We start from the raw sequence: 13,017 nt of genomic DNA on the forward strand, positions 1-13,017 counted from the left end.
ATATTATATTTTTTTGAAAAGAACGCAGGCGTTGTGACCTCCAAAACCAAAAGTATTACTCATAGCGATGTCAACAGTTTTTTCAACCGCAGTATTGAATGTAAAATTCAATCTTGGGTCAATGTTTTCATCATCAGTAAAATGATTGATTGTTGGTGGAACAATACCGTGGATAATTGCGTGTAACGCAGCAATGGCCTCAATAACTCCGGCAGCTCCTAAAAGGTGGCCAGTCATTGATTTTGTAGAATTGATCTGAATGTCAAAAGCATGTTCTCCGAATAATTTTGCAATTGCGTTGGATTCTGCGATGTCTCCCAGTGGAGTAGATGTCCCATGCATATTGATATGGTCTACTTCATCGGCAGTTACGCCGGCATCTTCCAGACAATTTTTCATTACCAGATAAGCGCCAAGTCCTTCAGGATGTGGGGCAGTCATATGATGTGCATCAGCACTCATTCCGCCACCAGCTAACTCTGCATAGATTGTTGCACCTCGTTTTTTTGCGTGTTCGTATTCTTCAAGAATGATACAACCAGCGCCTTCTCCTAACACAAATCCGTCTCTGTCTTTGTCAAAAGGTCTAGAAGCCGTTTTTGGATCATCATTTCTTGTAGAAAGTGCGTGCATTGCGTTAAAACCTCCCATTCCGCTTGCTGTAACAGCAGCTTCTGAACCTCCACAAACAATAACGTCAGCTTTGCCTAAGTTAATAAGCATTTTAGCATCTATCAAAGCATTGGCAGAAGAAGCACAGGCAGAAACAGTTGTGTAATTAGGACCGTGGAAACCATATTCGATAGAAATGTTTCCCGGCGTAATGTCCGCAATCATTTTTGGAATAAAGAAAGGATTGAATCTCGGAACGTTATTGGAAGCTGCCCAACCCAAAACCTCTTGTTCAAAAGTTTCCAGTCCGCCGATTCCTGATCCCCATATCACACCAACACGATTTTTATCGACATTGTCTTCAATAAGTCTTCCGTGAGCGATAGCTTCTCTTGCAGCAATCTGGCCGAACTGAGAATTTCTATCCATCTTTTTCGCCTCTTTTTTATCGAAATAATTAAGAGCATCAAAGTTTTTCACCTCACTGGCGAACTTAGTTTTAAAATTAGTGGAATCAAAAAGAGTAATCGGGGCAGCGCCACTTGCTCCTATTTTAAGGCTTTCCCAGTATTCTTTAGCGTTATTTCCAACAGGTGTAATAGCGCCAAAGCCGGTTACAACTACTCTCTTTAATTCCATAAATTTTTTGTCTTGAATAAATATTATTTATTTACAACTTCCTCGATGTAAGCAATAGCGTGACCAACAGTTGTAATTTTCTCTGCTTGATCATCTGGAATCTGAATGTTGAATTCTTTTTCGAATTCCATGATAAGTTCAACCGTATCCAAAGAATCAGCTCCTAAATCGTTTGTGAAGCTAGCTTCTGGAGTCACTTCTGTTTCTTCAACGTCAAGCTTATCAGCGATGATAGCTTTTACTCTTGATGCAATGTCTGACATAGTATTTTATTTTTAATTATGTTAATTTGGTGCAAATATATAAAAATTCAAATCATTTCAATTTTTTTTTAGTTTTTTAGATGCTTTCTAAATCTATTCTTTTTATAATCAAATCTTTAGATTTAGTCTCGACGGAGTAGATAAATTTTGTTTATTTTTGCTTCTTATTACTAATGATATTATGGAAAACATTCCTGACAATGATGATGATCTGTTTACAGGAAAAGATCACACGCCGCTCAGACCAGATGCTTTTGATCTGAAACCTGAAGATAAAATTAAGAAAATTGAGGGGCTTTTTGCAGAAATTATGGAAACGCTGGGTCTGGATATGACAGATGATTCTCTGAAAGATTCTCCAAAGCGTGTGGCGAAAATGTACGTGAATGAAATTTTTGGAGGTCTACTTCCTGAAAACAAACCTGGAATCTCTACCTTTAAAAATCAATATAAGTACCGCCAAATGTTGGTCGAGAAAGACATTACTGTTTATTCTTTCTGCGAGCATCATTTTTTACCAATTATAGGGAAAGCACACGTTGCTTATATCTCTAGCGGAGAAGTGATCGGTTTGTCTAAAATTAATAGAATTGTAGATTATTATGCGAAACGTCCGCAAGTTCAGGAACGATTGACAATGCAAATTGTTGATGCCTTGAAAGAAGCTTTAGGGACGAAAAATGTAGCGTGTATCATCGATGCAAAACACCTTTGCGTCAATTGTCGTGGGATAAAAGATACCGCAAGTTCTACAATTACGGCAGAATTAAGCGGGATTTTCAGAACGAATCCAATTACGAGACAGGAGTTTCTGCACTATGTAGGAAGTCACGCAAAATTTGATTAATAATGATAAAATTTGAAATGCAAACACACCAGATTTTCATAACAACAATTATTTGTTGCTGTTGCTGTCTGTGTAATTTTTAAATCTTTTAATTATTAATCTTTCAATTTTAAAATAAACAATGCAACTAAAAATATACAACTCGCTTTCAGGCGAAAAAGAAGTTTTCAAACCCATATTAGAAGGTAATATCGGGATGTACGTTTGTGGACCGACGGTTTACAGCAATGTGCATCTGGGAAATGTGAGAACTTTTTTGTCCTTCGATTTTATTTACAGAAGTTTAAAATTTCTGGATTATAAAGTCAGATATGTCCGAAATATCACAGATGCCGGACATTTGACGGACGATGGAGATATTAATAATGACAGATTCATCAAGCAATCCAGATTGGAAAAACTGGAGCCGATGGAAATCGTGCAGAAATATACCGTTGATTTTCATGAGGTTCTGAAGAAATTCAATCTACTTCCGCCAACGATTGAACCGACAGCAACAGGTCACATCATCGAACAATTGGAACTTGCGAAAGATCTGATTGAAAAGGGTTTTGCTTACGAAAGTAATGGTTCCGTTTATTTCGATGTTTTGGAATACAATGCAAGAGGCCTCAATTATGGTGAACTTTCCAGAAGAAATATCGAGGAATTGTTCGCTAATACAAGAGATTTGGACGGACAATTTGAAAAGAAAAATCCACAGGATTTCGCCCTTTGGAAAAAAGCATCGCCGGAACATATTATGAAATGGCCGTCGCCTTGGGGAGAAGGTTTCCCAGGCTGGCATCTTGAATGTACAGCGATGAGTACGAAATATCTGGGCGACCAGTTCGATATTCACGGTGGTGGAATGGATTTGAAATTCCCGCACCACGAATGTGAAATCGCCCAAGGAAAAGCTTGTAACGGTGTAGAGCCTGTGAAATATTGGATGCACGCCAATATGCTGACAATGAATGGTCAACGAATGAGTAAAGCTACGGGAAATTACATTTTACCAGTAGAATTGATTACTGGAAACAATGATTTCTTTGAAAAAGCGTTTCATCCAAGTGTGTTGAGATTCTGCTTTTTGCAGGCGCATTACAGAAGTGTTCTTGATATTTCCAATGAAGCGATGTTAGCGAGCGAAAAAGGTTTCAATAGATTGATGGAAGCCGTAAGAATCCTCAACACACAAGTTCCGACAGAAGGCGTAGAAGTATCTTCTTTTGATTATAAAAACTGGAAAGAAAAAGTTTTGGAAGCTTTGTCAGACGATTTCAACAGTCCGATTTTGATTTCCCATTTATTCGAGGCCGTGAAGTTTATTTCAGCTTCGAAACTTGGAAAGGAAAGTATTTCGACTGATGATTACGAAGATTTGAAACAATTCCTGAACGCAATTGTTTTCGATGTTTTAGGTTTGCAAACTATCGAAGAATCTAATAATGATAAGCTTGACCAGACTTTACAGGTTTTGATTGATTTGAGAAATCAAGCCAGAAAATCCAAGAATTGGGAACTTTCTGATCAGATCCGTGATCAGCTTCTTGAAAAAGGAATTGAGCTAAAAGATGGAAGAGACGGAACGACTTATATTTTGAATTAATTCATCATAAATAATAAATATTTGAACCTTTCGTGGAAAACGGAAGGTTTTTTTATGGATGTGAGAATGATGTTGTAAAAATACTTAACTTAGTATCAACAATTAAAAATCTTTAAACTATGAAAAAATCTTTATCGGCTTTAATTTTATTATTTGTTGGTGCTAATTCTTTTGCACAACAAGACATTTTTGCATTGACAGGAAAAGAAACTAGCAATATTATTTTCCAAGATTTCCGTGCTTTGGATTCCAAAAAAGGCATTACTGACACGATTCTGTTGTCTGACAAAGACCAGCCTAAAACCTTTTCCAGCAAATTAAATAAGGAAATCTTTGAAGATGAAAAATCTTCGGCTAATGCGTTGGCAAGTCAGATGGCAACCTTGGCTGTAGATGGAAGAGGAAATTTGGTTTATATGCCATTATTCTCTTCAAATATCTACATTTTGGATTCCAAAACTAAAGACGTTACTTTATTGGAAAACAATCTTTCGAATCCGACAGCTTGCGATACAGGCTCTCAGTTTTCCAGAATGACAGCGGGAAATGACGGTAATGTTTATGCGCTTTCCAATTCCGGATCTCAGTTACTGAAAATCTCCCGCAAAAATGGGAAATATACCGTTGTAGATTTAGGAAATGTAAAAGATGATTCGGGAAACGGAGACAATCAGCTAAGTAAGATGCAAATTGGTTTCGGAGGGGATATGATTGTGGATGACAACAACAATTTTTACGTGTTTTCGGCTATGGGAAATGTCTTCAAAGTTAGTTTGAATAATATGAAAGCCAAATTCATTGGCAAAGTAAAAGGTCTTCAGAATAATTTTTCCATAAACGGCGCAGCAGTTAATAGTGAAGGGGAAATCATCTTGGCATGTGCAAAAGGAGGCGTTTTGCATACTTTGAAATTGGAAACTTTGCAAGCCGAGCCGATGAACGTTAATATTAATTTGCCGATTTATGATTTAGGTAGTTCGTATGTTCTTCGAAGTAATAAACAGATTATTAATATTGATAAAAATGACATCTACCCGACAAAAGTTTCGGAAGGTTTTGTAAACGTTAGGCTCGGAAGTTCACAAACAGGAACTGCAATTGTAAAGATTTATAGTTTAGCCGGAACCTTACTGATTGAAAATAAAATTAATAACATCAGCAATTCTGAAACTAAAATCGAACTTGGAAAACTCACTTCCGGCGTTTACCTTGTGAATGTAGAATCTGGGAATGGTAAAACGATTATTTCTAAGAGAATCATTGTGAGGTAATTCATTCTTTTTTTATCAAACTATAACTTATTATTAAGAAAAATACGGTTAACAAAAGTTAAACCGTATTTTTTGTTTTAATAAAAACTTATTTTTGAGTCAAATTACCAGTTTGTTGAAGAAATTTCTACTTTTTTATTTCATTTGTATTTCTGTTTTTGTTTTTTCACAGACGATTTCGGGTGTTGTTGTTTCTGAGGAATCTGCACGGGTTCCCAAAACTTTGATTATTAATATTAATTCCGATCAGAAAGTTTGGAGCAATGAACTTGGAGAGTTTTCCATCAATGCAAAAAATGGAGACGAAATCAGATTTGTGAAAGAAAACTATGAACGTGAGAAAATCATCATCAACAATAATCTTTACCTCACAATTCGATTAGCTAAAATTCCGATGGAAATTGAAGAAGTTCAAATCGAAAATAAAAACATTGCAGCAGCCAAAAAAGAAGAGCTGAGAAAATCAATAGGCTTACCAAAAGGGCCAGACAAGCCGAGAGAAAAACCGGCAGAAGCTGTCAATGATATTCTTTTGCCTTTGATCGGGATTCCGCCGACAGTCAAGATTCAGGCTATTTATGATGTGCTGAGTGGCAAATCCAGACGATTGAGACGACTTTATAAGTACGAAGATCTGCAGGAAGGATTGGTTTGGATAAAGAACAATATAGATCAGGAATATTTTACAGAAGCCGGAATAGCGCCCGATAAACTGAATGATTTCCTTATTTTTTCATTGCGGGATGAAAAAGTCTTGATGTATATGAAAGCCAAAAATGTAGGAGGAATTACGATTTCTCTTGACAATAATATTAAAGACTACCTGGAGAGAATTGCAGAAAAATGATTTTTTTGATGGATTAATACTTGTAATTCAATAATTCGTTAAATTGCGTACATATTAATAGACCTTAATAAATGAAACTATACTTTAGTGTTAACTTCGGAACAAAAGTTGGCCAGCGGCTCGTTTTGCGCCTCTACGACGAGAAAAACGACCATCGCGATTATGACTTAGCTTATTCCGAAAATAACAACTGGACCGCAGAAATTGACTATTTTTCAAAATCAATTCAGTACAAATACCTTTTATTGAACGAGGAAAATGAGGTTTTGGATGAAGAAATCCCGACTCATAAACTTGATCTTCCGAACAGCTTCAAAGAATTTGTGATTTTCGATCAATGGAATCTCAAAAACTTCCCGGAAAATTATCTAACCAATAAAATTCTTCACAACCGTCTTCAGGGTTTCAAACCACAAAAACTTTCGGTTGTCAAAAAACAAACCCACCTTTTCCGAATAGAAGCGCCACTTTACAATCCGAACTGGCAATTGGTGTTGATAGGAAATGTAGATGCTTTAGGAAATTGGAATGCCGAGAAATCGGTAGAACTCAAAGAGACCGATTACGGTGTTTGGGAAACTGGTGTTGAGATCCTGACGCACCAGACTGTTCTTTATAAATATGCCATTAAAGATAAAACGACCGGAACCGGAAAACTTGTTTACATAGAACCAGGCGAGAACCGTTGGGTTTTCGGAAATCCGACCAAGGATATTTTGTATGTAAAAGCAGATCATTATTTTAAATTTAATAACGAGACACTTTGGCATTCTGCGGGAGTTGCGGTTCCTGTTTTCTCTTTGAGGTCGGAAGATGGTTTTGGCGTAGGTGAGTTTTCTGACATTAAAAAATTAGGCGATTGGGCAAATGATGCAAAACTTTCTGTGATTCAGATTTTACCAATCAATGATACAACTGCGAATTACACCTGGACAGATTCTTATCCGTATGCAGCGATTTCCGTTTATGCACTTCATCCGCAATATCTTTCAATTGAAAAGCTGGAATATGCTTTGTCAAAAGATTTAGCGAAAGAATATCAATCTAAAAAAGAAGAACTTAACGCTTTAAGTTTAATCGATTATGAGCAAATGATTTCCGGAAAATGGAAATTTGCAAAAGCCGTTTTCGAGAAAAATCAGGAAGCGATTCTGAAGGATAAAAACTTCAAGAAATTTATTAGAGACAATGAAGAATGGTTGATGCCTTACTCCGCATTTTGTGTGTTGAGAGACAAATACAAAACGCCAAACTTCAACGATTGGAAAACCCATAAGAAATTTGTTGCCGGAAAAGTAGCAACGCTTTATTCGTCTAAACATAAGGATTATTCTACGATTATGCTTCACGCCTGGGTTCAGTATCAGTTGCATTTGCAATTGCAGGACGCGGTGGAATATCTGCATAAACTAGGACTTTCTGTAAAAGGAGATTTGCCGATTGGTATCTACAGATATTCCGTAGAAGCTTGGACAGAGCCGGAACTTTTCGGAATGGATTTCCAGGCTGGAGCACCACCGGATCAGTTCTCAGACTTAGGTCAAAACTGGGAATTCCCAACCTACAATTGGGAAGTGATGAAAGCTGATGATTACCAATGGTGGAAAAAACGTTTCAAAGTTTTGGAACAATATTTCGATGCGATGAGAATCGATCATATTCTTGGATTTTTTAGAATCTGGAGAATGCCGATTTCTGCGACGCAAGGATTGTTAGGTTATTTTTATCCGGCGGTTCCTGTTACGGAAAAGGAGTTTTCTGACAGACAGATTCCCTTTAATCAGGATCGTTATACCAAACCTTATGTGAACGAGCCTATTCTTTGGGAAAATTTTGGTGAGTCTAAAGAGAAAATTCAAAAACATTTTTTTGACAATCATCAGAATGGAATTTATACTTTCAAACCGGAATTTGATACCCAAAGAAAATTAACGGATTATTTCAAAAAAGAATCCTGGGATTGGGCAGAAGAAAAATTGATTTCTTTGGCAGGAAATGTTTTGTTCTTAACGGAAGATACTGAGAATGGAATTGTTTATCATCCAAGATTTAATATTGCTAAAACTTCATCTTACAAATATCTTCCGGATTGGGAAAAGGCGAAGTTGAGCGACGTTTACAATGATTATTTCTTCAAACGTCAGGACGGACTTTGGTACCAGAAAGCGATGGAAAAATTACCGGCTTTACTGAATTCAACTACGATGTTGATTTGCGGAGAAGATCTTGGTTTGGTTCCGGATTCGGTTCCGGTTGTAATGGACAAGTTGGCGATCACCGCTTTGAAAGTTCAAAGAATGCCTTCGGATAATATTCCGTGGTATGATCCAAAAAATGCAAGTTACCTTAATGTGGTTACGGCTTCTTCCCACGACAGTTCTACTTTGAGACAATGGTGGCACGAGGACAGAAACCTGACTCAGAAATATTTCAATCAGCAATTGGGACAGTACGGAACTGCGCCTTGGGATTTGACGCCGGACTTATCGGAAATGATTATGAAACAGCATCTTTTTACAGAAGCGATGTTGGCGATTTTCCCAATTCAGGAATTTTTGGCGACAGATAACAATTTGATGAATTCCAATATGGATGAAGAAAGAATCAACAATCCTGCGGTTTTCCCACACTATTGGCGTTACAGAATGCATCTTAAATTGGAAGATTTGAAAGAGCAAACGCAGTTCAATCAGAAAATAGCTGGCTGGATAGAAGCGAGCGGACGATATTAGATTGCTTTTGGCAATTTGCTTTAAAGACTTCAATTTACTTTGTTAAAGTTTAAAATTTTTGTCAAAATTTTCATAAAAACCTCTTTAGAATTTCAAATTCTGAAGAGGTTTTCTTTTTTATTCAAAAAATAATATCATTGATTATCAATCTTTAATCTCAGTTTTATCATCGATTTCAGAAATATTAATTTGATAGACTTTAACTTTTATTCCTATCCAATATCCAAAAGGTAGAAAGTTTCATTAGAGAAAAATGAATTTTCTTAAATAAATATAAATTTAAAGAAATGAAAAAGATATTTTTTACACTGGCTATTATTTTTGGAGGATTGGTTTCTGCACAAGACTACTATGATACTTATCCAACCGAATATAACGGATATGAATACTACGATAACTCTTACGATTATCCTGAAGATTATTATTACAATTATCCAACGGATTATTATCCGGATCAGTATTATCAAGGTTATTATAATGATTATCAGAAAGCTGTCTATTCTGTGAATTGGGATCAGTTCTTTTTTCAAAACCGGTTGAGTCCTTTTCAAGTGCAGCAAATTTTGATGCTGAATAATCGTTTTGCTTCTTACGATGCATGGAACTCTTATTACAGATGGAATCCGGACAGATGGTATTATGACAGATTTTATGCACTTCAAAATATTTTAGGACCCAGAGTTTATGTAGTTTATCAAAAAGTTTATTTCCGAGGCGCAAGTCCATTTGTGTATTACAGAAACCGTTGTGTCAACTTCTATGCAAGAAGATATCCGGTGAGACCGGTTTACAGAAATGTGAATATTAATATTTATAAGGTGAACCGTGGCAATTTTAAAGAAGGTTTTAGAACAGTTGGCAGAAATCAAGGGATGATAAATCCTACCAGAAACAATGACGGAATGCGTACTCAACCGAGTAGAAGCGGAGCCAATGGAAATAATACCGGTGGAATCAGAAATCCACAACCTGGAGGAATAAGAACCAATGAAAATAATGGAATAAGATCTAGTAATGATGGAATTAGAAATCCCGGAGGAATCCGAAATGGAAATGGTAATGTAAGAACCCAATCTCCAAATATGAATGCAGGAGGAACAAGAAATCAGAATAATGGAATAAGACAAAATCAAAACTCCGAGAGAAAGATCGAAAACAGAAGCGGAGGTGAGAGAAATTCTGCTCCAAAATCTCAGGGTGGCAGTAGAAATTCCGGAATAAGATTGACTTCCAGATAAAAGAATCTAAAATTTAACAGAATTTTATAAATTAAGCAATTAACTTTATAAATGTTAATGCATCAAACAAACAGATAAAATTTAATAATATTAAAATCAATTAAAATGAAAAAATTAATTCTAAGTGTGGCTTTTCTTGGCCTAGGTGTTTTCGGATTTGCTCAGCAAACTAAATCTTCATCCGTAGATCATTCTCAAAAGAAAGCAGAATATCTGCAAAAAATGAAGCAGGAACTGAATCTTTCAGATGCACAGGTTCTACAACTGAAAGAACTTCATGCAAAAAAACAAGCAGAAAGAAAACAGAATTTCGAAGCTAAAAAAGGTGACAGAGTGGAAAAAATGAAGCAGAACGAAGCGGAAATGCAAGCAATCCTGACTCCGGAACAATTCAAAAAATTCCAGGACCTGAAAGCCAAAAAAATGGCAGAAAGAAAAGAAAACTTTAGAAGTAGAAAAGCAGTTGATGCAGCGGTAGTTAAATAGTTTTTATTTTGTGGTTAATTTCAGAAGAGTCGTTATTTTTTAACGGCTCTTTTTTGTTATATTTGGGAAAAAATTAACAAAATGGTAAGTGAAACAATTATAAACCTAGTGAATGAGCAAATCACAAAAGAACAATATGCTGCACAGCTTTATTTATCGATGAGTGCTTGGTTCTACGCTCAGGATCTTGAAGGTATTGGCAACTACTTCCGCGTGCAGTCCAAAGAAGAGCTCATGCATGCCGACAAAATGTTTGATTATGTGAATGATATTGGCGGCAAAGTAATCCTGAATGAAATACCAAAACCACCAAACGAATTCAACAGCGCTCAGGAGATTTTTGAAAAAGCATTGGATCACGAAAGGTTGGTAACCAGAAGCATTTTCAATATTGTAAAAGCTGCAAATGATGAAAGCGATTTTGCAACTACCAGTTTTTTGCAATGGTTCATCAATGAACAAGTAGAGGAGGAGGCTAGCGCATCACTCCTTGTTACGAAAATCAAAATGGTAAAAGACAATCCGTCCGCGTTGTACCTTTTTGATCAGGAGCTGGCTCAAAGAGTTTTTGTTCCGACAGCAAATTAATTTATTTTACGAATGATGAAAAAACTAATAACCCTAATGGTGTTAATGTCTGTAAAGACGTTTTCACAAAGCTACGCTGTCTCAGAAATTCCCGAAGAACTTAAAAAAGATGCGAATGCTGTTGTTCGTAATATTTCTTCCGAATATCTAATAAAGGCAGAAAACAGTATCGAAGTAAAACAGAAAGCTATTATTTCTATATTAAATAAAGCTGGAGATGGCGGCTCTTATGTTTACATTCCTTACGATAAATACAGCAAAATTTCTGATATAAAAATCAAAGTTCTGGATGCGAATGGTAAGCAGATCCAAACTTACTCCAAAAGTGATTTGAATGATGTCAGCCAATCAGACGATTCTTATTTATACTCTGATGACAGGGCTCTACAGATGAGAATTGTACAGCCGGTTTATCCTTACACGATAGAAACTTCTTATACAGAACGTTCATCGGACACCGTATTTCTCCCGGTATTACAACCATATAAGGATGAAAATGTTTCCGTGCAAAGCTGGAGCATCGAATTTAAAAATGAATCTGGGATTAAGCTTCGGAAAAAAGTCACTGAAACTTCTTTTGGTAAAGCAGAAATTTTGGAATCCGATAATTATATCAAAGTACTGTATAAAAATATCCCGGCTTATAAGGAAGAAAATTATTCTCCAAATTACAAAAATGTCGTTTCCAAAGTTGAATTTGCTTTGGACAAAGCCTGCTTAAAAGGCGTTTGTGGCGATTTCTCCAACTGGAATAGTTTTGCGAATTGGTACAAAGGCTTACTGGAGCCTGTTTCTGTTATTACTCCCGAAATTCAGCAGGAAGTTAATGCTCTTAATCTTACAGGATCTGTGTCAGAAAAGGTACAGAAGATTTATCAATATATGCAAAGCAAAACGCGCTATGTTTTTGTGGCAATAGGAATCGGCGGATGGCAGCCAATGGCAGCGGATGACGTTAGAAAAAAAGGCTATGGCGACTGTAAAGCATTGACCAATTATATGAGGGTTCTTTTAAAGGCAGCCGGAATTCCGTCTTATTATTCAGTAATTTACAGTGATAAGACAGCGAAGGTTTTTGATAAAGATTTTCCAAGGATGGATGGGAATCACGTTATTCTTTATATCCCGACAGAAAACGGAAATATCTGGTTAGAAAATACTTCTCAGAATATTGCCTTCAATCATTTGAATTATGGGACAATGGATAGGAATGTGATTATGGTAAAAGATAATACAGCAGAAATCATTGATACCCCAAAATCTCTATCAGAAAATAATAGAGAGGTTTTAAGAATCAAAGCCAATATCGCGGCAGATAATACCTTGAATGTTTCGTCCAATTTTAATTTCTCCGGCGGAATGTACGATATGTTTCTGCCATTGATTTCACTTTCGCCGACAGATCAGAAAGATGCATTAAAAAGACGTTATGATTATCTTCAGTTTTCAAACATTGATTTGACAAATTTGACGAATGACAGAACTGAAGCAAAAATAAATTTTGATTTGAATTTTAAAGCAAATAATTATTCCAAATCTTTAGGATCTGATATCTATTTCCGTGCGATTCCTTTTTTGGATTCTGATTTCAATTTGGAAAACGCAGACAGGAAACTACCTATCGAGATTCCATTTGGATTCACAGATGATTATGAAATAGAATATACAATTCCGGACACTTACAGATTTTCCGAATCCATAGCGCCTGTCAACATTGAGTCTGAGTTCGGGAGCTTTTCTATGGAGTTCATACCTCAGGATAAAAAACTTCTAGTGAAAAGAAAATTTATGCTGAAAAAAGGGACTTTTCCTTCAGAAAAAATTTCGGAATACATCAATTTCAGAAAAAAAACAAATAAAATCGACCATACAAAAATCCTGATAACCAAACTATAACTTAATT

The 13,017-nt window shown here is 36.1% G+C and carries 11 protein-coding genes; 9 read left to right on the top strand and 2 right to left on the bottom strand.

The window, feature by feature from the left end; all coding sequences use genetic code 11:
* Window positions 1-3: 3 nt before the first annotated feature.
* Complete coding sequence (gene fabF, locus OPU68_RS08580; RefSeq protein WP_498473575.1) at window positions 4-1,251, bottom strand: beta-ketoacyl-ACP synthase II; 1,248 nt, start codon at window positions 1,249-1,251, stop codon at window positions 4-6.
* 23 nt (window positions 1,252-1,274) lie between these two features.
* Window positions 1,275-1,514, bottom strand: a complete 240-nt coding sequence (locus tag OPU68_RS08585; protein ID WP_002976354.1) for an acyl carrier protein — start codon at window positions 1,512-1,514, stop codon at window positions 1,275-1,277.
* A gap of 181 nt (window positions 1,515-1,695) precedes the next feature.
* Between OPU68_RS08585 and folE the strand changes: the two genes are divergently transcribed.
* The 9 genes from folE (at window position 1,696) to OPU68_RS08630 (ending at window position 13,010) form a co-directional block, all read left to right on the top strand.
* Complete coding sequence (gene folE / locus OPU68_RS08590) at window positions 1,696-2,361, top strand: GTP cyclohydrolase I FolE (protein WP_498473576.1); 666 nt, start codon at window positions 1,696-1,698, stop codon at window positions 2,359-2,361.
* A gap of 121 nt (window positions 2,362-2,482) precedes the next feature.
* Window positions 2,483-3,952 carry a cysteine--tRNA ligase gene (cysS, locus tag OPU68_RS08595; protein WP_498473577.1) on the top strand — a complete coding sequence of 490 codons (1,470 nt, stop codon included), beginning with the start codon at window positions 2,483-2,485 and terminating at the stop codon, window positions 3,950-3,952.
* Between the two features lie 119 nt (window positions 3,953-4,071).
* Window positions 4,072-5,223, top strand: a complete 1,152-nt coding sequence (locus OPU68_RS08600; protein WP_498473578.1) for a T9SS type A sorting domain-containing protein — start codon at window positions 4,072-4,074, stop codon at window positions 5,221-5,223.
* A gap of 115 nt (window positions 5,224-5,338) precedes the next feature.
* Window positions 5,339-6,070 (top strand): hypothetical protein, encoded by a 732-nt coding sequence (locus OPU68_RS08605; RefSeq protein WP_498473579.1) that lies wholly within the window; start codon window positions 5,339-5,341, stop codon window positions 6,068-6,070.
* A gap of 71 nt (window positions 6,071-6,141) precedes the next feature.
* Window positions 6,142-8,802, top strand: a complete 2,661-nt coding sequence (locus OPU68_RS08610; protein ID WP_498473580.1) for a 4-alpha-glucanotransferase — start codon at window positions 6,142-6,144, stop codon at window positions 8,800-8,802.
* Between the two features lie 287 nt (window positions 8,803-9,089).
* Window positions 9,090-10,040, top strand: a complete 951-nt coding sequence (locus tag OPU68_RS08615) for a hypothetical protein (RefSeq protein ID WP_498473581.1) — start codon at window positions 9,090-9,092, stop codon at window positions 10,038-10,040.
* A gap of 105 nt (window positions 10,041-10,145) precedes the next feature.
* A complete protein-coding gene (locus OPU68_RS08620) occupies window positions 10,146-10,526 on the top strand; it encodes a hypothetical protein (protein WP_498473582.1) in 381 nt (126 codons plus the stop codon).
* Between the two features lie 81 nt (window positions 10,527-10,607).
* Window positions 10,608-11,114, top strand: a complete 507-nt coding sequence (locus tag OPU68_RS08625; protein ID WP_498473583.1) for a ferritin — start codon at window positions 10,608-10,610, stop codon at window positions 11,112-11,114.
* A 12-nt stretch (window positions 11,115-11,126) separates the two neighbouring features.
* Window positions 11,127-13,010 (top strand): DUF3858 domain-containing protein, encoded by a 1,884-nt coding sequence (locus OPU68_RS08630; protein ID WP_498473584.1) that lies wholly within the window; start codon window positions 11,127-11,129, stop codon window positions 13,008-13,010.
* Window positions 13,011-13,017: the final 7 nt, after the last annotated feature.

The sequence above is a fragment of the Chryseobacterium sp. TB1-D10 genome (assembly GCF_059803555.1).

Excerpts from the sequence above, each read along its gene's own strand:
- fabF (WP_498473575.1), bottom strand. The coding sequence starts at position 1,251 with ATGGAATTAAAGAGAGTAGTTGTAACCGGCTTTGGCGCTATTACACCT.
- OPU68_RS08585 (WP_002976354.1), bottom strand. The coding sequence starts at position 1,514 with ATGTCAGACATTGCATCAAGAGTAAAAGCTATCATCGCTGATAAGCTT.
- folE (WP_498473576.1), top strand. The coding sequence starts at position 1,696 with ATGGAAAACATTCCTGACAATGATGATGATCTGTTTACAGGAAAAGAT.
- cysS (WP_498473577.1), top strand. The coding sequence starts at position 2,483 with ATGCAACTAAAAATATACAACTCGCTTTCAGGCGAAAAAGAAGTTTTC.
- OPU68_RS08600 (WP_498473578.1), top strand. The coding sequence starts at position 4,072 with ATGAAAAAATCTTTATCGGCTTTAATTTTATTATTTGTTGGTGCTAAT.
- OPU68_RS08610 (WP_498473580.1), top strand. The coding sequence starts at position 6,142 with ATGAAACTATACTTTAGTGTTAACTTCGGAACAAAAGTTGGCCAGCGG.
- OPU68_RS08615 (WP_498473581.1), top strand. The coding sequence starts at position 9,090 with ATGAAAAAGATATTTTTTACACTGGCTATTATTTTTGGAGGATTGGTT.
- OPU68_RS08620 (WP_498473582.1), top strand. The coding sequence starts at position 10,146 with ATGAAAAAATTAATTCTAAGTGTGGCTTTTCTTGGCCTAGGTGTTTTC.
- OPU68_RS08625 (WP_498473583.1), top strand. The coding sequence starts at position 10,608 with ATGGTAAGTGAAACAATTATAAACCTAGTGAATGAGCAAATCACAAAA.
- OPU68_RS08630 (WP_498473584.1), top strand. The coding sequence starts at position 11,127 with ATGATGAAAAAACTAATAACCCTAATGGTGTTAATGTCTGTAAAGACG.